At 69.5% G+C, this 21,085-nt stretch carries 24 protein-coding genes and 1 tRNA gene; 16 read left to right on the top strand and 9 right to left on the bottom strand.

The annotated features are described in order from the left end of the window. Positions 1-60 precede the first annotated feature (60 nt). Both ACIGO8_RS15160 and ACIGO8_RS15155 read left to right on the top strand, forming a co-directional pair. Entirely contained in the window at positions 61-2,325 is a 2,265-nt protein-coding gene (locus tag ACIGO8_RS15160; protein WP_399729487.1) for a (Fe-S)-binding protein, read from the top strand. 186 nt (positions 2,326-2,511) lie between these two features. Further along, positions 2,512-3,372: a Yip1 family protein gene (locus tag ACIGO8_RS15155; RefSeq protein ID WP_399729484.1), complete on the top strand. Its 861-nt coding sequence runs from the start codon at positions 2,512-2,514 to the stop codon at positions 3,370-3,372. Between the two features lie 104 nt (positions 3,373-3,476). Here ACIGO8_RS15155 and ACIGO8_RS15150 read toward each other — a convergent pair whose 3' ends face one another. Continuing rightward, entirely contained in the window at positions 3,477-3,974 is a 498-nt protein-coding gene (locus tag ACIGO8_RS15150) for a phosphoribosyltransferase (RefSeq protein ID WP_352077073.1), read from the bottom strand. Positions 3,975-3,987: 13 nt separating this feature from the next. Then, on the bottom strand, positions 3,988-4,563 hold the full coding sequence (dcd, locus tag ACIGO8_RS15145; RefSeq protein ID WP_399729480.1) for a dCTP deaminase: 576 nt from the start codon (positions 4,561-4,563) through the stop codon (positions 3,988-3,990). Positions 4,564-4,966: 403 nt separating this feature from the next. Between dcd and ACIGO8_RS15140 the strand changes: the two genes are divergently transcribed. After that, positions 4,967-5,040 (top strand) — tRNA-Gly (locus tag ACIGO8_RS15140). 815 nt (positions 5,041-5,855) lie between these two features. Continuing rightward, a complete protein-coding gene (locus ACIGO8_RS15135) occupies positions 5,856-6,023 on the top strand; it encodes a hypothetical protein (protein WP_399729476.1) in 168 nt (55 codons plus the stop codon). A gap of 339 nt (positions 6,024-6,362) precedes the next feature. Here ACIGO8_RS15135 and ACIGO8_RS15130 read toward each other — a convergent pair whose 3' ends face one another. Genes ACIGO8_RS15130 through ACIGO8_RS15115 form a run of 4 tightly spaced genes read right to left on the bottom strand, consistent with a single transcriptional unit; the run spans position 6,363 to position 8,430 of the window. After that, positions 6,363-6,836 (bottom strand): GNAT family N-acetyltransferase, encoded by a 474-nt coding sequence (locus tag ACIGO8_RS15130; protein WP_399730074.1) that lies wholly within the window; start codon positions 6,834-6,836, stop codon positions 6,363-6,365. Between the two features lie 23 nt (positions 6,837-6,859). Next, positions 6,860-7,279, bottom strand: coding sequence for an arsenate reductase ArsC (locus tag ACIGO8_RS15125; RefSeq protein WP_399729473.1), 420 nt, complete (start codon positions 7,277-7,279; stop codon positions 6,860-6,862). Between the two features lie 27 nt (positions 7,280-7,306). Then, positions 7,307-8,047, bottom strand: a complete 741-nt coding sequence (locus tag ACIGO8_RS15120) for an aquaporin (protein WP_399729470.1) — start codon at positions 8,045-8,047, stop codon at positions 7,307-7,309. Continuing rightward, positions 8,044-8,430 (bottom strand): ArsR/SmtB family transcription factor, encoded by a 387-nt coding sequence (locus ACIGO8_RS15115; RefSeq protein ID WP_399729467.1) that lies wholly within the window; start codon positions 8,428-8,430, stop codon positions 8,044-8,046. Before ACIGO8_RS15115 ends, ACIGO8_RS15120 begins: the two co-directional genes overlap by 4 nt. Before the next feature lie 87 nt (positions 8,431-8,517). On the opposite strand from ACIGO8_RS15115, the gene ACIGO8_RS15110 reads away from it, so the two are divergent. The 3 genes from ACIGO8_RS15110 to ACIGO8_RS15100 all read left to right on the top strand — a co-directional run bounded on the left by ACIGO8_RS15110 (position 8,518) and on the right by ACIGO8_RS15100 (position 10,311). After that, the gene (locus tag ACIGO8_RS15110) at positions 8,518-9,027 is read left to right on the top strand and encodes an ArsI/CadI family heavy metal resistance metalloenzyme (protein WP_399729464.1); all 510 of its coding nucleotides are present in this window, start codon (positions 8,518-8,520) and stop codon (positions 9,025-9,027) included. Between the two features lie 268 nt (positions 9,028-9,295). Further along, the gene (locus ACIGO8_RS15105) at positions 9,296-9,643 is read left to right on the top strand and encodes a transcriptional regulator (RefSeq protein WP_399729461.1); all 348 of its coding nucleotides are present in this window, start codon (positions 9,296-9,298) and stop codon (positions 9,641-9,643) included. Continuing rightward, positions 9,640-10,311: a nucleotidyl transferase AbiEii/AbiGii toxin family protein gene (locus ACIGO8_RS15100; RefSeq protein WP_399729459.1), complete on the top strand. Its 672-nt coding sequence runs from the start codon at positions 9,640-9,642 to the stop codon at positions 10,309-10,311. The genes ACIGO8_RS15105 and ACIGO8_RS15100 overlap by 4 nt, the downstream gene beginning before the upstream one ends. Before the next feature lie 76 nt (positions 10,312-10,387). Here the strand turns inward: ACIGO8_RS15100 and ACIGO8_RS15095 are convergent, their stop codons facing one another. Beyond that, a complete protein-coding gene (locus tag ACIGO8_RS15095) occupies positions 10,388-11,662 on the bottom strand; it encodes a M23 family metallopeptidase (RefSeq protein WP_399729456.1) in 1,275 nt (424 codons plus the stop codon). A 512-nt stretch (positions 11,663-12,174) separates the two neighbouring features. On the opposite strand from ACIGO8_RS15095, the gene ACIGO8_RS15090 reads away from it, so the two are divergent. The 5 genes from ACIGO8_RS15090 to ACIGO8_RS15070 all read left to right on the top strand — a co-directional run bounded on the left by ACIGO8_RS15090 (position 12,175) and on the right by ACIGO8_RS15070 (position 15,749). After that, positions 12,175-12,378 carry a cold-shock protein gene (locus tag ACIGO8_RS15090; protein WP_399729453.1) on the top strand — a complete coding sequence of 68 codons (204 nt, stop codon included), beginning with the start codon at positions 12,175-12,177 and terminating at the stop codon, positions 12,376-12,378. 246 nt (positions 12,379-12,624) lie between these two features. After that, complete coding sequence (locus ACIGO8_RS15085; RefSeq protein ID WP_399729451.1) at positions 12,625-14,133, top strand: DEAD/DEAH box helicase; 1,509 nt, start codon at positions 12,625-12,627, stop codon at positions 14,131-14,133. A 115-nt stretch (positions 14,134-14,248) separates the two neighbouring features. Beyond that, positions 14,249-14,566 (top strand): CBS domain-containing protein, encoded by a 318-nt coding sequence (locus ACIGO8_RS15080; RefSeq protein WP_399729449.1) that lies wholly within the window; start codon positions 14,249-14,251, stop codon positions 14,564-14,566. 51 nt (positions 14,567-14,617) lie between these two features. Then, entirely contained in the window at positions 14,618-14,929 is a 312-nt protein-coding gene (locus tag ACIGO8_RS15075) for an SCO5918 family protein (RefSeq protein ID WP_399729447.1), read from the top strand. 478 nt (positions 14,930-15,407) lie between these two features. Further along, positions 15,408-15,749: a MerR family transcriptional regulator gene (locus ACIGO8_RS15070; protein WP_399729444.1), complete on the top strand. Its 342-nt coding sequence runs from the start codon at positions 15,408-15,410 to the stop codon at positions 15,747-15,749. Positions 15,750-15,941: 192 nt separating this feature from the next. Here ACIGO8_RS15070 and ACIGO8_RS15065 read toward each other — a convergent pair whose 3' ends face one another. Then, positions 15,942-16,889 carry a zinc-binding alcohol dehydrogenase family protein gene (locus ACIGO8_RS15065; protein ID WP_399729442.1) on the bottom strand — a complete coding sequence of 316 codons (948 nt, stop codon included), beginning with the start codon at positions 16,887-16,889 and terminating at the stop codon, positions 15,942-15,944. 98 nt (positions 16,890-16,987) lie between these two features. Here ACIGO8_RS15065 and ACIGO8_RS15060 point away from each other — a divergent pair, with 98 nt between their 5' ends. Continuing rightward, a complete protein-coding gene (locus tag ACIGO8_RS15060) occupies positions 16,988-17,455 on the top strand; it encodes a MarR family winged helix-turn-helix transcriptional regulator (protein ID WP_399729439.1) in 468 nt (155 codons plus the stop codon). A 49-nt stretch (positions 17,456-17,504) separates the two neighbouring features. On the opposite strand, the gene ACIGO8_RS15055 is transcribed toward ACIGO8_RS15060, so the two are convergent. Continuing rightward, positions 17,505-18,500, bottom strand: coding sequence for a LuxR C-terminal-related transcriptional regulator (locus tag ACIGO8_RS15055; RefSeq protein ID WP_399729436.1), 996 nt, complete (start codon positions 18,498-18,500; stop codon positions 17,505-17,507). Between the two features lie 182 nt (positions 18,501-18,682). Here ACIGO8_RS15055 and ACIGO8_RS15050 point away from each other — a divergent pair, with 182 nt between their 5' ends. The 3 genes from ACIGO8_RS15050 to ACIGO8_RS15040 all read left to right on the top strand — a co-directional run bounded on the left by ACIGO8_RS15050 (position 18,683) and on the right by ACIGO8_RS15040 (position 20,970). Continuing rightward, on the top strand, positions 18,683-19,006 hold the full coding sequence (locus tag ACIGO8_RS15050) for a hypothetical protein (RefSeq protein ID WP_399729433.1): 324 nt from the start codon (positions 18,683-18,685) through the stop codon (positions 19,004-19,006). A 165-nt stretch (positions 19,007-19,171) separates the two neighbouring features. After that, complete coding sequence (locus tag ACIGO8_RS15045) at positions 19,172-19,345, top strand: hypothetical protein (protein ID WP_399729431.1); 174 nt, start codon at positions 19,172-19,174, stop codon at positions 19,343-19,345. 161 nt (positions 19,346-19,506) lie between these two features. Continuing rightward, positions 19,507-20,970: an FG-GAP repeat domain-containing protein gene (locus ACIGO8_RS15040; RefSeq protein WP_399729429.1), complete on the top strand. Its 1,464-nt coding sequence runs from the start codon at positions 19,507-19,509 to the stop codon at positions 20,968-20,970. The last annotated feature ends 115 nt before the right edge of the window (positions 20,971-21,085 follow it).

Genomic DNA, 21,085 nt, shown 5'->3' with positions numbered 1-21,085 from the left:
GCACGGACTGAATAAGTTACCGCTTAGTAGGCCCGCCTGGCCCCGCCCGAGGAGCCCCTCATGCAACTCGCCGCGATCGTCGTATCGATCGTCATCACGGTGGTAGCCGTCGCGCTGTTCGGCCGCGCCACTGCGCAGATCTACCGCTTCGTGCGGCTCGGTCAGCCGGTCCCCGCGGGCACGCGCACCGGCGACCCCAAGCAGCGCACGATCACGCTGGTCAAGGAGTTCCTCGGCCACACCCGGATGAACCGCTGGGGCGTCGTCGGCGTGGCGCACTGGTTCGTGGCGGTCGGCTTCTTCTCGCTGCTGCTCACCATCGTCAACGCCTTCGGCCAGCTCTTCCAGGCCGACTGGCTGATCCCGATCATCGGCGACTGGCTGCCGTACGAGATCTTCACCGAGTTCCTCGGCCTGATGACCGTGCTCGGCATCGTCACGCTCATCGTGATCCGGCAGCTCAGCAAGCCGACCCAGGCCGGCCGCAAGTCGCGCTTCGCGGGCTCCAAGACGGGCCAGGCCTACTTCGTCGAGGCCGTCATCCTGATCGTCGGCGTCTGCATCATGACGCTGCGCGCGCTCGAGGGCGTCCAGCACCACGTGACCGGCTGGGAGCCGGGCTTCTTCGCCTCGTACCCGCTGATCGCGCTGCTCGACGGCGCCGACACGAGCACGATCCAGAACCTCACGTACTTCTTCGCGGCGCTCAAGATCATCACGTCCTTCACCTGGATGATCACGGTCTCGCTCAACACCAACATGGGTGTGGCCTGGCACCGCTTCCTCGGCTTCCCCAACATCTGGTTCAAGCGCAACGCCGACGGCTCCACCGCCCTCGGCCCGCTGCAGCCGATGACCTCCGGCGGCAAGCCGATCGACTTCGAGGACCCGGGCGAGGACGACGTCTACGGCGTCTCCCAGGTCGAGCAGTTCTCCTGGAAGGGCATCCTCGACTTCTCGACCTGCACCGAGTGCGGTCGCTGCCAGTCCCAGTGCCCCGCCTGGAACACCGGCAAGCCGCTCTCGCCGAAGCTCCTCATCATGTCGCTGCGCGACCACGCCCACGCCAAGGCGCCGTACCTGCTCGCGGGCGGCGGCAAGACCATGGAGGGCGAGGAGAAGGCCACCGAGGAGCAGCTGAAGGACGTCCCGGCCGCCGCCCTGGCCGAGGCCGAGCGCCCGCTGATCGGCACCGCCGAGGAGAACGGCGTCATCGACCCGGACGTCCTGTGGTCCTGCACCACCTGCGGCGCCTGCGTCGAGCAGTGCCCGGTCGACATCGAGCACATCGACCACATCGTCGACATGCGCCGCTACCAGGTCATGATCGAGTCCGCCTTCCCCAGCGAGGCCGGCACGATGCTGAAGAACCTGGAGAAGAAGGGCAACCCCTGGGGCCTGGCCAAGAAGCAGCGCGTCGAGTGGACCAAGGAGGTCGACTTCGAGGTCCCGATCGTCGGCAAGGACGTCGAGGACCTCACCGAGGTCGACTACCTCTACTGGGTCGGCTGCGCCGGCGCCCTCGAGGACCGCGCGAAGAAGACCACCAAGGCCTTCGCCGAGCTGCTGCACATCGCGGGCGTCAAGTTCGCGATCATGGGCGGCGAGGAGAAGTGCACCGGTGACTCGCCGCGGCGCCTCGGCAACGAGCCGCTGTTCCAGCAGCTCGGCCAGGAGAACGTCGCGATGCTGAACATGGCGTTCGGTGAGGACGACGAGGACGAGTCGACGAAGAAGCCGAAGTCGGCCAAGAAGATCGTCTCGACCTGCCCGCACTGCTTCAACACCATCGCCAACGAGTACCCGCAGCTCGGCGGCGACTACGAGGTCATCCACCACACCCAGCTGCTCCAGCACCTCATCGACGAGGGCAAGCTGATCCCGGTGACGCCGGTCGACGGCCTCATCACCTACCACGACCCGTGCTACCTGGGCCGCCACAACAAGGTCTACACGCCGCCGCGCGAGATCATGTCGGCCGTCCCGGGCCTGCGCCAGCAGGAGATGCACCGCCACAAGGAGCGCGGCTTCTGCTGCGGCGCCGGCGGCGCGCGGATGTGGATGGAGGAGCGGATCGGCAAGCGCATCAACACCGAGCGCGTGGACGAGGCGCTGTCCCTCAACCCCGACATCGTCTCCACCGCCTGCCCGTTCTGCCTCGTCATGCTCACGGACTCCGTGAACGGCAAGAAGAACGACGGCAAGGCGAAGGAGAGCCTGCAGGTCGTGGACGTGGCGCAGTTGCTGCTCGACTCGGTCAAGACGCCGGTGGAGCCGGAGGCCCCGGAGCCGGCCGACGAGCCGGAGCCGGAGCCGGCCGCGTAAGCACCGCCCGTACGTGCCGAAGGGCCGCCCCGCGTGACGCGGGGCGGCCCTTCGCGCTCACCCGCCTCTCCCGCGACCGTGAAACCCCTAGTGGAGGCCCTGGTGGAAGCCCTAGGGGATGTCACAGATCTGCCGCACTCCGCCGCACGGGCGCGAGCCCGCCGCCGGACCGGGTACGTTCATGAGGTGGCTGGATTCAGGAACGGACGCGGCCGGGCCGGCGGCCCCCCGCAGCAACGACCGCAGCAGCAGGCGCCGTACGGGTACAACGCGCCCCCGCCGGCGTACCCGCAGCAGCAGCATCCGCAGCAGCAGTGGTCTCGGCAGCAACAGCAGGCGCACGGCGAGCCGGAGTACTTCGGCGACCCGTACGCCCCGCAGGCGCCGCACCCGCAGCAGCACTACGCCGCGAACAACCCGGGCCACACCCAGGTCTTCAGCGTCCACGACGACCCGTACGGCGACGGCGCCACCTACCAGGCGGGCGCGGCTCCCGTACCGACCGGCCCGCGGCTGCCCTGGAAGGGCCTCCTGAGCGGCATCGTGCTGCGCCCGGCGGACACGTTCCTGCGGATGCGCGACCACGCCGTGTGGGGCCCCGCGCTGATCGTCACCTTCCTCTACGGGCTGCTCGCCATCTTCGGCTTCGACCAGGCGCGCGAGGAGGCCATCAACGCGACGCTGTCGGCGGTCGTGCCGTACGTCCTGCTCACCGGCCTCGGCTTCGTCGTCGGCGGACTGATCCTCGGCGCGGTCACCCACACCCTGGCGCGCCAGCTCGGCGGCGACGGCTCCTGGCAGCCCACCGTCGGCCTCTCCATGCTGATCATGTCCATCACGGACGCCCCGCGCCTCGTCTTCGCGCTCTTCCTGGGCGGCGAGAACGGCCTGGTCCAGGTCGTCGGCTGGCTGACCTGGCTGGCCGCGGGCGCGCTGTTCACGACGATGGTGAGCCGCTCGCACGACCTGCCCTGGCCGAAGGCGCTGGGCGCGTCGGCGATCCAGCTGGTGGCGCTGCTGAGCCTGATCAAGCTCGGCACGCTGTAGCGCGTACGGACGCGTCCGTACGGCGTACGTACGACGAAGGGCCCCCACCGAGCGCGGTGGGGGCCCCTTCTGCGTACGCGTACGGGTGCGGGTGCGCGTGCGGGTCAGGCGTCGAGGACCTGGCCCTCGCGGCGGACGACGGGCGGCTCGACCGACCAGGGGAAGTTGATCCAGTCGTCGGTCTTCTTCCACACGTACTCGCACTTCACGAGCGAGTGCGACTTCTCGTAGACGACGGCGGAGCGGACCTCGGCGACGTGGTCGACGCAGAAGTCGTGCACCAGCTTGAGGGTCTTGCCGGTGTCGGCGACGTCGTCGGCGATCAGCACCTTCTTGTCGGAGAAGTCGATCGCGTTCGGCACCGGGGCCAGCATGACCGGCATCTCCAGCGTCGTGCCCACGCCGGTGTAGAACTCCACGTTCACGAGGTGGATGTTCTTGCAGTCCAGGGCGTAGGCCAGGCCGCCGGCGACGAAGACGCCGCCGCGGGCGATGGAGAGCACGATGTCCGGCTCGTAGCCGTCGTCGGCGATGGTCTGGGCGAGCTCGCGGACGGCGCGCCCGAAGCCCTCGTACGTCAGGTTCTCGCGTACTTCACTCATGCCGGCTACCGCCTCACACCTGGGTCCGATGGAAGTTCATGTACGAGCGGGAGGCCGTCGGGCCCCGCTGGCCCTGGTAGCGGGAGCCGTAGCGCTCGCTCCCGTACGGGTGCTCGGCCGGCGAGCTCAGCCGGAACATGCACAGCTGGCCGATCTTCATACCGGGCCAGAGCTTGATCGGCAGGGTCGCGAGATTGGACAGCTCCAGGGTCACGTGCCCCGAGAAACCGGGATCGATGAACCCGGCGGTCGAGTGGGTGACGAGGCCGAGCCGCCCGAGCGAGCTCTTCCCCTCGAGGCGGGAGGCGATGTCGTCCGGCAGCGTGATGACCTCGTAGGTCGAGGCGAGCACGAACTCGCCCGGGTGCAGGATGAACGCCTCGTCGCCCTCCGGCTCGACCTCGCGCGTCAGGTCGTGCTGCTCGACGGCGGGGTCGATGTGGGGGTAGCGGTGGTTCTCGAACACCCGGAAGAAGCGGTCAAGCCGCACGTCGATGCTCGAGGGCTGCACCATGGATTCGTCGTACGGGTCGATGCGCACCCGTCCGGCGTCGATCTCGGCCCGGATGTCCTTGTCTGAGAGAAGCACGCTCCCACGATACGCAGAGGGCGCGAAGCTCCTCACATCGGGAAGACCTTCGCGCCCCGCACCTGACCGCCCTCGTCAGCGCCGCTCGAGCTCCACGGGCACGGCCTGCCTCAACCGCGCACACCGCGGACACCGAATGAGCCGCCCTGGCCCGATCCGCCCGGCACCGAGTTGCTGCAACGGGAACGAAGCGGTGCTGAAAACGTGCCCTTCGGCACAACGGACGACGGTGCGCTCCATCGAACCCATCAAGTCCCTTCCCCGACAAGTGGTGGACGAGACAGCCACATTAGGGGATCGCCACCAGCCACCCGCGAACGGCACTCCGGAGGAACGCGATGCGCCCCGGATGCGGGATGGGGTACAGTGTGCAACGATGCCGCATCGATCTTCGATGGGCTGCGCGGATGTAGTTTAATGGTAGAACATGAGCTTCCCAAGCTTATAGCGCGGGTTCGATTCCCGTCATCCGCTCCATAGCAAAGCCCCAGGTCAGCGACCTGGGGCTCTTGTGTTGTCCAGACCTGTCTAGGGCTCGCGTGCCAGATCCGTGCCAGAAGCCTTGGCGCGGAGCGCCCGCACTCGGGCGTCGATCCCGGCCGCCACTTCCCGCTGCCGCTCCAGGTTCAAGGCACCCGGCTGCGCTCCGCTCCGCCGGGCGGGCTTCCCGGCTCCGCTCCGCGCGACGCTCCTGCCTCCGGCCCGCTCCGCGCGCGCTGCGCCGACGCCCGCCCCTGCAAGACGGGATAGGCCCAAGGGCATGAGTCGAGCACCGACGGCCCGCGGTTCCATCTGTCACCGACATGCCTCCGGCGGAGACCTCAGGCTCCGGGATGGCGAGGGGACCGTGCGCGGGTGCCGGCCGGTGGGGTGTGGCGGTGGGGAACTCCCATCCCGCCTGCCGTCGACCCAGGACAAGCCGAGCGGCCACGGCGCCGGCTCCACGGTGTGTGGGCCGACGGCAGACGGGATGGGAGTTGGGGGTGAGTGGTGGGCGAGGCACACGGACGACGGCCGGCTCAACACCCCATCAATCCACTACATCTAGTGGGCGGTAGAGCGGCATTACCCCATGGCTAGTGCCAGAACCCACGGACTGTCAGTGGTGGCGTGTACGCTTCTTTTTGAGCACGACAAGACCCCGGCTCGGAGGTGCCGAGTTGAGGTCGACACATGCCCGGAACCGGGGTCGAAGAGCGCTTGGGAACGCACCTCGACCTTACAGCCCCTACCGGCGTCATCGCCAAGGGGGGGTTCTGGCCATGGTCCAGCTCGGAATCGAGGTGAGGAACATGGCAGACAAGGCCAAGCCGGGAACGCCGGCGCCGAAGTCCGGTCAGTACAAGACCCCGGGCAGCAAGACGGAGATCACGGCCGTCAAGGGCAAGCCGCTTCCGCCGACGCCCAAGGCAGGGCAGTCGTGGACGTTGGTGGACGCGACCAAGCACAAGAAGAAGTAATGCAGTTGCTGCGGCGGTTCATCACGTGTGCCCGCCGCAGCAGTCGCAATGGCCGTGCCACTCACGTGCCAGACCGAGCGGTAAACGGCGATCAACGACGGGTGCCATGGGGAGCAGGAAAGTTCGACATGGCACCCGTATACGCAGGTCAGCGGCCTACAGAAGGCTCAAAGATCGGTGATTCCCAAGCTTATAGCGCGGGTTCGATTCCCGTCATCCGCTCCATAGCAAAGCCCCAGTTCAGCGACCTGGGGCTTTTGTGTTGGCTGGCAGGGAACTCCCATCCCGCCTCTCGGTGACTCCAGGCACACCGGAAGTGCCAACGAATCATGGGCCCCTCTAGCTCACGACCGGGCTCCGGCGCTCGATCAGGACGACGTCTCGCCAGGTTCCGTGATGACGACCCAGGCGTTCGCGCGTTCCGACCGTACGAAACCCAGCTCGCCGGTGAAGGCACAGGCTCGCCGTATTCTCCGGGAAGACTCCCGACTGGACCGTCCAGATGCCGGCAGCATCTGTGGAGGCGAGGAGGGCTTCAAGGAGGTGAAGACCGACTCCTTGGCCTTGCGCGGAAGGGTGGACGTAGACCGAGTGCTCGACGACGCCCGCATAGGCGCAGCGATCGGAGACAGGAACGACAGCGGTCCAGCCGACCACAGCGCCCGCCTGGTCCAACGCGACGAAGCGGTGTTCCGGCAGGCGAGAGGAGTCGAACTCCGCCCACGTGGGCGCGCGGGTCTCGAAGGTGGCGTGCCCGGTGTCGATTCCGAGCTGATAGATCTCCAAGATCTGTTCTGCTTGTTCGGGCCGCATGGTGACGATGCGTGCGGTGGTGTTCACGGGCGCGGCTCGATCCCGAGTTCGGCCAGCAGGCCGCGGATGCGCTGCTCGATGGCGTCGCGGATCGGGCGGACGGCGTCCACGCCCTGGCCGGCCGGGTCGTCCAGCTTCCAGTCGAGGTAGCGCTTGCCGGGGAAGTACGGGCAGGCGTCACCGCAGCCCATGGTGACGACCACGTCGGACGCCCGCACGGCTTCGGTGGTGAGGACCTTCGGCGTCTCGGCCGAGATGTCGACGCCGACTTCCGACATGGCCGCGACGACGGCCGGGTTCACCGTGTCGGCGGGGGCGGAACCGGCGGACCGGACCTCGACCCGGTCGCCGCCGAGGTGGGTGAGGAAGGCGGCGGCCATCTGGGACCGGCCCGCGTTGTGGACGCAGACGAACAGGACGGACGGGATTTCGGCAGTGGTCACGGGTGGACTTCCTGGGTCGGGGGTGGTTCAGCGGCCGGCGGTGGCGAGTCCGGGTTCGCCGGTCGAGGCGGGCGCCGCCTCGGGCGTGGGCGCGGAACGGCCGAAGAGGGCGACCACCAGGGCGACGCCGACACCGGCGCCGACGAGCTGGGCGACGACGAAGGGCGGTACGGAGGCCGGGGCGATCCCCGCGAAGGTGTCCGAGAAGGTCCGCGCGATGGTCACGGCCGGGTTGGCGAAGCTGGTGGACGAGGTGAACCAGTAGGCCGCGCCGATGTACGACGCGACGAGGACCGGGCCGAGACGCTGCTGGGCCGTGCGTCCCAAGGCGAGCACCAGGATGACCAAGCCGGTGGTGGCGACGACTTCGCCGAGCCACAGATGACCGGCGGACCGGTCGTGGGTGGAGAGCCGGACGAGGGGTTCTGCGAACATCGCGTTCGCCAGGACCGCACCGATGATGCCGCCGGCGATCTGCGCGGGCACGTACGCCCCTACCGCGCGCAGGTCCATGCCGCCCCTGTCACGGCGTCCGGTCCACCACACGGCCAGCGTCACGGCCGGGTTGAAGTGGGCCCCGGAGACGGGTCCGAGCGCAGCGATGAGCACGCCGAGGCCGAAGACCGTGGCCAGCGAGTTGGCGAGCAACTGGAGTGCCACGTCGTGGGTCAGCTCGGTGGCCTGGATGCCGGAGCCGACCACGATCGCGACGAGGGCTGCGGTACCGATCAGCTCCGCCAGGACGCGGCGCCCGAGGGACGGCGTCATCCGACCACTCCGGCCGGTACGGCTTCGGCCGGCGTCTGGAGGAGCGAGGAAAGCCGGGCCAGGGCGGCGGGCACTACCCAGTAGTAGACCCAGGTTCCGCGACGCTCCGAGCCCACCAGACCGGCCTCCCTCAGCACCTTCAGATGGTGGGAGATCGTCGGCTGAGACACGTCGAACGGCCCGGTCAGGTCGCACACGCAGGCTTCTCCCCCCTCGTGCGAGGCGATCAGCGAGAGCAGGCGAAGCCGGATCGGGTCGGACAGGGCCTTGAACATCTTGGCCAGGTCGACCGCGTCTTCCTCGCCCAGTGGTTCACGGACCATCGGCGAGCAGCACGCCACCTGGCCGTCCTCCCCGATCACCAGCAACCCTGATTTCGACATGCGTCTATGTTGACAGCCATCTAATCCAGTGGCAACGTCGACCTCACCAAGCTGTATCGATATCCATCGAATCAACAGGAGCCCGCCATGTCCCGCGTTCAGCTGGCCCTCCGCGTCGCCGACCTCGAAGGCTCCGTCGCGTTCTACTCGAAGCTGTTCGGCGTCGAACCCGCCAAGCGTCGCCCCGGATACGCCAACTTCGCCGTGATCGAGCCCCCGCTCAAGCTCGTCCTCATCGAGGGCGAGGCAGGCGAGGACACCCGGCTCGACCACCTGGGCGTGGAGGTCGAGAGCACCGACCAGGTCACCGCGGCCACCACACGCCTGAAGGACGCCGGACTGACCACCTTCGAGGAGAACGACACCGCGTGCTGCTACGCCCTCCAGGACAAGGTCTGGGTCACCGGCCCGGGCAAGGAGCCCTGGGAGGTCTACGTGGTCAAGGCCGATGCCGGCACCCTCACCAAGGCTGCCGAGACCACCGCGGACGCCTGCTGCGGCACCACGGCCTGCTGCGCGCCCGAGGATCACGCTGTCGACCCGGAGCAGACTCCGGAGCAGGCGAAGGTAGCTGCCGGCTGCTCGTGCGCCGCCTGAGCAGCAGCGAGCCGTCGTGGAGGAGTCCCGGACGGGCCTTCACCAGGAACCTCGACGAAGCGGCCCGACGTCGCCGGGGCGGCCGGTGACGACGGCTGTCTGCGGTGGGTCATGGCGGTCCCGCTGGTGCCCCTCCACGCGATCGCCGCATGGTTCGCCTACACGGCCCTCACGATCCGGCCCGCAGGCAGGGAGGGCACGAACCCCGCCAGGTGTTACCAGTTCGGGAATCGCCAGCCGCCTCGCCCTCCTGCGGAATAATCAAGGCATGGCAGCCACGCCCAGTGTCCCCGAGCTCCGCCGCACCAGATTCGCCAGGCGGCTTCCCGCCAAGCTCTCGGAGCTCGGCGGCCCTGCCCACGGTCACGTCGACCTTCCGCTCCATCTCGCGTGGTCCGGCCTGTCCCGCTTCGACCTCGACCAGCCTCGATTGCGGATGAGCTGTTACCGGATCGTCCTGGCCGAAGGGCAGCGCGACGACCTGGTCCGCTACCTGAACCGGGAATTGCTCGTCGCCATGTGGCCTGTCCTGCGCACACTGATCAGCCGGGACATCCGTGACGTCTGGGAGAGTGCCTTCGACGAACTGCCCCCTGACGCCCGGGCCGCTGCGTGAATCTCACGGAACTGCACCGGCGACTCCTCGCGGATGTCCTCGCCGTGGGTGAGGTCTACCCGCTCGTGCTCACGGGTGGCTACGCCGTCCAGGCGCACGGACTGGTCGACCGGCTCAGCAAGGACCTCGATGTCGCCACCGAGAACCCCGAGCCGATGGAGAAGATCGCCACCGCCGTGCGCGTGGGGCTGGAGCAACGCGGCTGGCACGTGCGAGCGTTGGAAACCGACCCGCTGTCCGCGCGGCTGATCGTCACCGACACCACCACCGGTGAGGAGTGCGAAGTCGACGTCCTCAAGGAAGCACTCTGGCGTCCGCCCGTGAGGACTCAGCACGGCTTGGTGCTTTCCCTGGAGGACGTGGTGGGCACGAAGGTCCGTGCACTGGCAGACCGCGGCCTGGCGCGTGACCTGATCGACGTCCGGGCGGCCGCAGACCGATGGAGCCACCCCGAGCTCGAAGAACTCGGCCGCCGCCACGCCCGCGACGCCTTTGACCTCTGCGAGCTCCAGGCCCGGCTCGCCGGCGCGGACTGGATCGATGACACCGAGTTCGCCGCGTACGGACTCGACGAGCACCAGACCTTCGAGCTGCGCCGATGGGCTCAGGAGTGGGCCGATGACATCGCCGAAAGACTCCAGGAAACGGAAGGCCCAGCGGACGATTGATCGCCGTGCACGGCCAGGGGGCGCCGCGCTTCCGCGTTTGTCGTTGCCTCGGCCGTCGGCACGACCGGGGAGCCCGTCAGAACTCCAGGATCTCGCGGTCGAGCGGGTACCGCGCGCGATGAGGGCCCTCGTGCGGCGAGGGGGTGATCGGCAGGATGCCGGTCGGCTGGAGGCCCAGGTTGTCGTCCCAGATGCGGGGGTCGACCTGTCCCACGACGCGGAACTCCCGGAAGGTGAACGGCGGGCTGTCGGTCGGGAAGAACTCGGGGGTGGTCATCACCTGGAAGTGCAGGTGCGGCGTGGTCGAGTTGCCGCTGTTGCCGATCAGGCCGAGGACCCGGCCGGGTTCGACGTGGTCGCCTAGCCGGACCCTGAGCGAGCCCGGCGTCAGGTGGGCGTAGAGCAGATAGCGGCCCGGCGCGACCTCCAGGGTGACGTGGTTGCCGACGGTCTCCTCGATCGGCGGGACCGGCGGCGCGACGGGCGGCGTGTTGTCCGGGATGCCGTCCTGGACCTCCACCACTCTGCCGCCGGCCGCGGCGACGACCGGCTGCCGGTAGCTCAGGTAGCTGGTGAGCCGCGCGGGGTCGCCTTCCCAGGTCTGTCCCCGCTCGCCGACCTTGTACCAGTCGATCGCGAAGCGCTGCGGGACGTCGAAGCGACCGTTGATCGGGGCGAGGCCGCGCCGGTGGTGGGTGTTGCCGCAGCACGACTCGCTGGAGTACCAGGTGCCGGGGCGGACCGGCGGGTTGAGGTTCAGCGGCGCGGTGCGGCCGGTCGGGGTGATCTGAACCGTCTCCTCGAACGGGGAGGAACCGGAGGCGGTGACGACGGCACCCGACAGATGGTGTTCGAGGACCTTGGGCACCCGCTGACCTCGGTCGAGAGCCAGGTCGAGCCAGACGACCCACTCCTGGGAGCCCGGGATGACGGTCGGCGTCGGCCCCGGGGGCGCCGGGGTGTACCCGTCCGCGCCCGGCAGGGGATCACCCACGGGGTTGGCGGCATCCGCCAGCGCCTGGCCGCTCAGCGAGCCCACCACCAGGTGGGTGCGGGCGTCCCGGACCTCGACGCGGTCGAGGCGTACCCGCGTGCTGCTCGGCAGTGCGTTGGTGGTGAGCAGTTCGTACGAGAGGTGCGTCCTGCCGTCCGTGGCACGGAACGGCGTCGGTTCGGTCATCACCGCCGCCGTCAACGGCGTGAACTGCGGGCCGGGTGCCGGACCGGCCGCGTCGGTCCCGTATCCGGGTGCCGTGGAGGCCGTCAGCATGCCGGCCGCGAGCACGGCGGTGACGAGCCCGCGACGTAGCGGGCTCCGGCCGGTGCGGTTGCGAGGGTCGCGCTCTGCCATGGTGCTCTTCCGTCGTCTCCGTCGTCGGATCCCGGGCCGTGAACGGCACCGGCTCGCCCCGCGCCGAGGCGCAGCCCATGTGTAACGCGGCGACGCGCCGCCCGGGGCGAAGGCACCGGAGCCACGTCCGGACTCCACCCGTCCAGCCCCAACGACCGGCGAGCCCGGCGCCGACACCACCCGAGCCGGTCGACCACCTGATTCCGGAGCGCTTCATTCGGCGTGAACGGATACCTGCGTTCGCGGCATGAGGATTTAGCCGCTCCCGCTCGGAGAGTTTTTATCGGCACCACGCAGGGGAAAAAGTCCGTCGCGCACAGGCGGCGGCGACGTGCTACTGTCGAAATCAGTTGCAGTTTTGGTACCCAAAAAACTTCAGGCGCCTCCCGCCGGCCGCGTGCCGCACGGAAGCGCTTTGTATTTCCGGTCATTTTTCCGGGCAGGGCATCATCGCGGCGACACGGCGTCCGTAGGGTACGGATTCCGGCGTACTGCCCCAAAGGAGATATGACATGGCTGTCGGCACCGTGAAGTGGTTCAACGCGGAAAAGGGTTTCGGCTTCATCGAGCAGGACGGTGGCGGCCCTGACGTGTTCGCCCACTTCTCGAACATCGCCGCCCAGGGCTTCCGCGAGCTCCGGGAGGGCCAGAAGGTCTCCTTCGACATCGCGCAGGGCCAGAAGGGCCCGACGGCCGAGAACATCGTTTCGGCCTGACACGACGCGTCTTACGTAGCTGGGGCCCGCATCCTTCGGGGTGCGGGCCCCAGCTGCATGCATTTCGCAGGGTTCTCGCACGCATCCGCGCCCTCGCGTCCCTTTCACCCGGCCGCTCGCCCCGGTTCCTCACCCTGAGCCAAGGCGTCCGCCGTTCGCATTTCATTCGGCCCGTGCCCGTGATTTCCGACGCATTTCATCCGGCGCCGGAATTCCTCGATACGCGCCGTATCAAGGAAGGTTCCCATGAACCCCACACGCAGGAACGGCCGTTCCTCCCGCACCCGCGGCAACGGCGGCCGTGCGTACGGCTCCGCCGCCGGTTCGGGTCTGAGCAGCCGCTTCGGGTCGTCCGCTCCGAGCCGATCAGGAGCTCAGGGCCGCTTCAGCGGAGGTGGCCGGCGCGCCGTTCCGGCGCAGGGCGAGTTCGCCCTGCCGAAGACGGTCACCCCGGCCCTGCCCGCCGTCGAGTCCTTCACCGACCTGGCCCTGGACCGGCGCCTCCTGGCCGCGCTCACCGCGCAGAGCGTGGCCGTCCCGTTCCCCATCCAGGGCGCGACGCTGCCGAACTCCCTGGCCGGCCGGGACGTACTCGCCCGCGGCCGGACCGGCTCCGGCAAGACCCTCGCCTTCGGTCTGGCCCTGCTTGCCCGCACCGCGGGCCAAGTGGCCGAGCCCCGTCAGCCGTTGGCGCTCGTCCTGGTCCCCACCCGGGAACTCGCGCAGCAGGTCGCCGACGCCCTCACCCCCTACGCCCGCGCCGTGAGGCTGCGCCTGGCCACCGTCGTCGGCGGCATGCCGATCCGCCGGCAGGCGAACGCGCTACGCGGGGGCGTCGACGTCCTCGTGGCCACCCCCGGCCGCCTCAAGGACCTCATCGACCGCGGCGACTGCCGACTGGACCGGGTCTCGGTCACCGTCCTGGACGAGGCCGACCAGATGACCGACATGGGCTTCATGCCGCAGGTCACGGCGCTTTTGGATCAAGTCCGCCCCGACGGCCAGCGGATGCTGTTCTCCGCGACGCTGGACCGCAACGTCGACCTCCTGGTCCGCCGCTACCTCACCGATCCCGTCGTTCACTCCGTGGACCCCTCCCAGGGCGCGGTCACCACGATGAAGCACCACGTCCTCCATGTGCACAGTGCCGACAAGCACCGGCTGACGACCGAGATCGCGGCGCGCGACGGCCGGGTGATCATGTTCCTGGACACCAAGCACGCGGTGGACCGCCTCACCGAGGACCTCCTCGGCTGCGGCGTCCGGGCCGCCGCCCTGCACGGCGGGAAGTCGCAGCCGCAACGCACCCGCACCCTCTCCCGGTTCAAGTCCGGGCACGTCACCGTCCTGGTCGCGACGAACGTGGCCGCGCGCGGCATCCACGTCGACCACCTCGACCTCGTCGTCAACGTGGACCCGCCGACCGACCACAAGGACTACCTCCACCGCGGCGGCCGTACCGCCCGGGCGGGCGAGTCCGGCAGCGTCGTCACCCTGGTCACCGCCAATCAGCGCCGCGACATGACCCGCCTCATGGCGAGCGCCGGCATCGTGCCCGAGACCGCCCAGGTCCGCTCGGGCGAGGAGGCACTCTTCCGGATCACCGGCGCGCGGACCCCGTCCGGCATCCCCGTGACGATCACCGCGCCGCCCGGCGAGCAGCGCACGCGGGACGCGGCCTCCCGCGGTCGACGCCGTCCCGCCTCGGCAGCGCGGCGCGCCGGCGCGCCGCGCTCCGCCGGCGCGGCGGCCTGAGCTCCACGTGATCCGGAAGCCGCCCCATCCCCTCAGGAGGCACGTTGTGACACCGGTCCAGACTCAGCCCCGTTCGGCCCCTGCCCTCCCGCCGGCCAGGACGCTGACCGACACCGTGGACAGGGGAGGACTCCAGGTCGGGGACCACATGACCGTCGAGGTGGCCCTGGCCGTCATGGCAGGTGCCCGCGCCGGACGCCTGCTCGTCTGCGACGACGACGGCCTGTGCACCGGGCTTGTCACCCCGGGCCAGCTCACCGCCGTCCGCGAAAGCCCCGCGTATACGGACCGCCTCCGGCTGCGCGATCTGCCCGGCAACGGGGCGCCGCTCGCCGGACACGCCGGGAACCATGTCCGGCTTCCCGTCCCGTGCGTCGTGGACGAACGGCCCGGCGGCCCGGGCACCCCGGGGCCCGCCCTCACTCTCGCCTGAAACCCCGCGCCCTCGCGGAAACCGACCTCTTCCTCTCACCTGTGAGGCATCGTGCGCTGTGTCATCGCCCGCTTCCCCTTCGAACTCACCAAGAGCGGTGTCCTGGACTCCATGAAGGGCGTCGCGCCCGAGGAGATCACCGGCGAGTCCGTGATCATCGGCCGTCGCGCCTACCCCGTCAAGCAGGTCGGCCAGGTCGTCACCCGACAGGACCGCCGCGACTTCACCGCCAGGGAGGTCGTCCTGGCCATGACCAAGCTCGGTTTCACCTGCCGCGACCTTCCCCGGGCGCCCGCACCGCTCCGCGCCCCCGACCCTCTCCGGCACGCCTCCGCGCTGCTCGGCGCCCCGACGGAGGCCTGACCCCGCCCACCCCTCGTCTTCGCCCCGCCGGTTCATCCGGCGGGGCGAAGTGCTGTCGGGCGTACCCCAAAATCTATCGCGGCGAAGGTAGACATCAGGCTCCGACGTAGCTAAATTTCTTCTCGTAACCCAGAGAGACAATGAGGCCTGGCAGAGATGGACTGCCGGCCGGCAGCACCCGGGGTCGCGGTACGGAGACCCCGTGAGAAGTGGTCGATCACCGAGGAAGAACGGAGGAACCCACGCCATCAGGATCGCCCGGGTGAGCTTCTGAGCCCGGGTACCGCAGGACATCGATAGTGAGGTGGTCTCCGGTCAGGCAACCGCGATCCCCGCGCCCCCGACAGCAGCCGGGTCGGGGCGACGGACACAGGAGGCCGGCGCGATATCAGGGCCGGCAGATGGTGTAGTAGTTCCTTCGGGGCCCTGGTGCCGTACGGCACCAGGGCCCCTCGACGCGTTCCGCAGAGAGGTGCAAATGACAGCAGACGACTCGTACGACCGTCTCGACGACGACGACTACCCCGCCTACACGATGGGCCGGGCCGCCGAAATGATCGGCACCACCCAGGGCTTCCTCCGTGCCATCGGAGAAGCACGCCTGATCACCCCGCTGCGCTCCGAGGGCGGCCACCGCCGCTACTCCCGCTACCAGCTGCGCATCGCCGCCCGCGCCCGGGAACTCGTCGACCAGGGAACCCCCATCGAGGCCGCCTGCCGCATCATCGTCCTGGAAGACCAGCTCGAAGAAGCCCAGCGCATCAACGCCGAGTACCGCCGCGCAGCGGCTCAGCAGTCCGACAGCCCCGCTGCCGACTGAAGCGGTTCCAGGCGATCGGCGATCGGTTCCGGGCGATCGGTTCCGGGCCGAGAGTCAGTGATTCCCAGGCTTATGGCGCGGCTTCGAGTCCCGCCCTCCGCTCTTCTTGCAAAGCCCGGGTCAGCGACCTGGGCTTCGTCGCTGTCCGGCCCTGTCCCGACGCCTTGCACCGGCTTTGGGCAGGAGATCGCGTCAGCCGATGCGGACGACGGCCTTGCCTCGGGTGCCTCCTGCCGCGAGGCGCCGGATGGCGGTGGGGACGTCGGCGAGTTCGTACGCGGCGGAGATGTCGATGTGGACCTGTCGGTCGGCCAGCAGCCGGAGGGCCTCGGTCGCGGACGCGGCGAGGCGTTCGGGATGGGTCCGGCTGAGGAGGTTGCTGTTGTAGGCCAGGACGGACGTGCCGTTCATGAGCAGGTCGTTGGCATCGAGCCGTACGGGTTCGAAGGTGGCCATGTTGCCGTAGAGGGCGAGGCGGCCGTGCGGGGCGAGGCGGTCGAGGTGGGCCAGGCGGGCCGGGCCGCCGACGGGGTCGAGGATGACGTCGAACTGCTCGTCGGCGAGCGCGCCGGGGAAGTCGGTGCGAGGGATCAGCTGGTCGTAGCCGAAGTCGGGCGCGCTGGCGGCCTGTTCGGGGCCACCACCGACGCCGACGACGCGGGCGGCGCCGGCGGCTCGGGCGAACTGGGCGGCGAGCGAGCCGACGCCTCCGAGCGCCGCGTGGATGAGCACGCGGTCTCCGGCGCGGACCCGGGTGACGTTGTTGATCAGGTCGTACGCGGTCGGTGTCGCCCAGCCGAAGGCTGCCGCGGTGCGGAGATCAAGGTCCTCGGCGGGGAAGGCGAGCACGGCCGGGGCCGTGACGAACTCGGCGAAGGCGCCGGAGGCGGTGAGCGCAGTGACGGGCCGGCCGATGCGTGCGGCATCGACGCCCTCGCCGACGGCGACCACGTTCCCGGCGGCTTCGAAGCCGGGGACGAAGGGCCGCGGCAGCGGGAAGTGGCCGCCGGCGGCGAGGACGTCACCCCACTGCAGGCCCGCGTACCGGACGCGGATGAGCACCTCGCCGGGGCCTGGCGTCGGGACCTCGGTGGTGGCGAGGGCGAGTCGGTCGTCGGAGCCGAGCACGAGGGCCTTCATCCATACGCTCCCTGGGTTGAATCAGTATCCTGATACTCGAACGCTATGAGTATCAGGTACCTGAGTCAAGCCAGGTAACTGAGTAGGGAGTGAGCGGCGTGGCGGAGATCCCCGTCGAGGAGCACCTGTGCACGCGCATCCGGCGCACGGAGCAGGCGTTGATGGCGCACCACGAGGCGGTGCTGCGCGGTTACGGCCTGACGATGACCCAGTACACGGTGCTGCTGACCCTCTCCAGGGAACCCGGCGGCCTGTCCGGGGCGCAGCTGGCACGCGCCTGCGGCGTCACCCAGCAGACCATGGCCCAGGTGCTCACCGGACTGCAGAACAAGGGACTGATCAGGCGGGAGAACTCCCCCGTACACGCGAAGGTCCTCATCGCCTCCCTCACCGAAGCCGGCGGCGACCTGCTCGACCGCGCCTACCAGGAGGTGATCGTGCTCGAGCGCGCCCTCTCGGCGGCCTTCACACCAGCCGAGCACACCGCCCTGTGCGACCTCCTGGAACGCGCCCGCTCCGTACTCACGGAACAGACCCACCAGGCCGCGGAACGCAAGGAGACGTGACCGAAGGCCCAGGTCGCTGACCTGGGCCTTCGTCTGTGTCCGGGGCCTGTCAGGCCGTGTGCGGGAGCCAGCCCTCCTGGACCGCGCGGGCGCCCGCTTCGAAGCGGCTGCGGGCGCCGAGGCGGTCCATGAGGTCGGTGGCGATGCGCCGGGCCGTGCGGGAGGAGACTCCCAGACGCTTGGCGATGGCGTCGTCCGTGTGGCCGGCGGCCAGGAGCTGGAGCGTCGCGCTCTGCTGGGGCGTGAGGCCGTGTTCGTCATGCACGGAGCCGCTGCCGAGAGGCTGGGCCGTGGACCAGATGGTCTCGAAGAGCGCGCAGAGGGCCGTGACGATGCCGTCGCTCGTCAGCACCACGGCTCCGACCGCGGTGTCCTGACTGGCGAGCGGGATGACCGCGGTCTTGCGGTCGATCACGATCATCCGGGTCGGCAGCATCGGTGCCGTGCGCACCTGAGCGCCACGGGTGGTGAGCCAGTCCGCGTATCCGAGGGTCGGTTCGTCGTTGCGGACGCTGTCGAGGTAGACCGTGCGCATGCGGACGCCTCGGTCGAAGAGCTCCTGGTCCAGCGGACGGGAGGCTTCCATGGCTTCGGCGGTCTGGGCGCCGTCGGTGTTGAGCCCCAGCACCTCCTCCCGTACCTCCCGGGTGAGGAGGGCGAGGCGTTCGCGGATCTGGTCGAGGCCGACGAGCTCTTCGACCCCGTGTCCGCTGACGGTGGGCGTCAGGGTCGCGTAGTCGGCGATGAGGCGGGCCGCTGCCGCGCGGGAGGCCTCCAGACGCTGTTGACGGGCGGCGAGTTCGGCTTGTTGACGTGCCATCAGGACTTCCATGCCCAAGGCCGGCGGCACGGCCCGTAGCTGGTTGCCGGAATCGTACGAGGGCCGGACGAGCGTCAGTTCACTGAGGGTGTCCAGGGCTTCGCGGACCTTGTCCTCGGGCAGGTCCAGGCTCTGCGCGAGGGCGCGCACACCGTGCTGAGGGCGGGCAAGCATGGTCCGGTAGACAGCCTCGGCCGTGCTGTCCAGGCCCAGTTCGACGAGCATCGTTCACATCCCCCCCGGAATGTCTTCGACAGGTAGCCAATGGCCGAAGGATGTCAGGTGCGCGTCCAGAGTCGCCAGGCAGTAAAAAGGGTGCGCGGATTCGCTGGACGGTTCCGGCCGTGTCCTGAACCGTCCAGGCTTCCGGCCCCCCACCGGGCTCCGGCCCTGGAAGCCTGAGTGACATGTATCTGGTCCACGTCCACATGCGCCGGCCCGTGGGTGCCTCCGTTCCCGAGGAGATCGGCACCTGGGTGGGCGCGATGGCCGCTCCCGGCCACGTCGAGCACGTCGCCGTCCACGCCACCACGCGCGTGTACCCGGTCCTGGGCGTCTACCTGCTCGCCGACGGCCTGGAGGAGGCGGAGAAGGTGGCGTTGACCGCCTGTCAGCGGATGCTGACGAGCCGGCCCGAGCTGAGGGGCTGGGAGGTCATGGAAGGGTTCGTACCGCTCCTCGCCCCCGTCTACGACGCGCTCGCCGGCGGCGGCCCGGCCGCCGTGGACTGATCCGTCCACGGCCGATTCCGTCCACACCGAAGCTCTTCTCCCAGGCCTGAGCTGGAGGAAAGCTAGAACTCGCCGCCGGGGAAACCCGGTCGGGCCACCGGATGCGGCATCACCGCGGGATGCGATCCGGAGTCGTCACGCCCACTCAGGAAAAGGAACCTCGTCATGCTGCGTACCCGTATCGCCGAGACCGCCGCGGTCGCCGTCGTCGCCCTCGGCGCCCTCTTCCTCGGCACCGCCGCCACGGCCGCCACGGCGGACTCCGGGTCGGTCGTCGCCGAGGCGACGGCCACGGACGCCGCTCCGGTCACGGGGACCGACAACATGACCTGGCAGTAGCAGGACCCGCCCGAGACGGGCGGCAGTCGACTCTCCCGCAGGGACGCCGGCAGGCGGTGCGACACGTGCGCCGCCCCAGGCCCTCGCCTTCCTCGCTCGTTCCTCCTTCCTTCTTCTTCGCCTTCTTCCTTGCCTTCTTCTTCGCCGTCAGGAGCTTTGCCATGCCCATGTCTGCCGCCTCCCGCCGCAGCCGCTTCCTCACGCTCTCGATCGCCGTCGCCGCCGGCGCCGGCCTCGCCCTCCCGGCCGCCTCGGCCCACGCCGCCGAGTCGTCGGCAGCGCCGCTCGCGGCTGTCGCGTCGTCGTCGACGCAGGGATACGACACGCCGTTCACGCCCACGGTGTCCAACCCCACGACCGCCACGTCGGCGGAACTCGCCGCCGCCGCGCCGGCCGCGAAGCCGACGAACACCCTGTCGGCGGCCGCGGCCACGTCGGCGGCGGATTTCCAGCCCGGTGACCCGATCACCCGCGACGAGGTGATGCGCCGCGCCCAGAGCTGGGTCGACCAGGGTGTGATGTACAGCCAGACGTCGTACCACACGGACAGCAACGGCACGTACCGGCAGGACTGCTCCGGTTTCATCTCGATGGCCTGGGGCCTGCCGGCGAGCTCGGCCAACAACTACGGCGAGACCACCTGGACCCTGCCCAACTTCGCCAACCAGCTCGGCAGTTACGACGACCTGAAGCCGGGCGACATGCTCGACAACATCGACAGCCACGTCGTGCTGTTCAAGGGCTGGAAGGACTCCGCGCGCACCACCGCGATCATCCAGGAAGAGGCCAGGTCCGGCATTCCCGCCCGGGAGGAGAGCAGCTTCTACACCCGGAGCTACATGTCGGCGAACGGGTTCAAGCCCTACCGGTACAAGAACATCATCGACGCGCCGGCCGCGGTGTTCACGCAGACCGCGGCCGCGGACTTCAACGGCGACGGCGCCGCCGACATCATCGCCCGCGACACCACCGCGACCCTGAAGATCTGGACCCACAACCCCGCCGGCTACTTCAACGCCCCCGTCAACGTCACCGGCGGATGGGACTTCACCCAAACCGTCGCCGCCGACTTCAACGGCGACACCAAGGCCGACATCATCGCCCGCGACACCACCGGCACCCTCAAGCTCTGGACAGGCCGCGGCAACGGCACCTTCAACACCGCCGTCAACGTCACCGGCGGCTGGAACTTCACCCAGACCGCAGCCGCCGACTTCGACGCCAACGGCAAGACCGACCTCATCGCCCGTGACACCGACGGCAACCTCAAGATCTGGGCCGGCCGCGGCGACGGCACCTTCAACACCCCCGCCCACCTCTCCGCCGGCTGGAACTTCACCCAGACCGCAGCCGCCGACTTCAACGGCGACGGCGCCGCCGACATCATCGCCAAGGACACCGACGGCACCCTCAAAATGTGGACCCACAACCCCGCCGGCTACTTCAACACCCCCGTCAACATCACCGGCGGATGGAACTTCAGCCAGACCACCGCAGCCGACTTCGACGCCAACGGCAAAGCCGACCTCATCGCCCGCAACGACACCACCGGCGACCTCACCATCTGGGCCGGACGCGGCGACACCACCTTCACCACCCCCGCCAAGCTCACCAGCGGCTGGTAACCACCACCCACCAGCGCCGTACGGCATCGCCCGCACGGCACCGGGCCGGGGCGCCGGCCCCGGCACCGGCACCGGCACCGATCCCGCCGGGGGCACCGCCCCTGACGCCGTCCCG

It is taken from the genome of Streptomyces sp. NPDC053493, from assembly GCF_044544825.1.
In the GTDB taxonomy this organism is placed as follows: domain Bacteria; phylum Actinomycetota; class Actinomycetes; order Streptomycetales; family Streptomycetaceae; genus Streptomyces.
The sequence above is the reverse complement of the archived record's forward strand: the minus strand, read 5'-3'. Positions and strand labels throughout refer to the sequence as shown.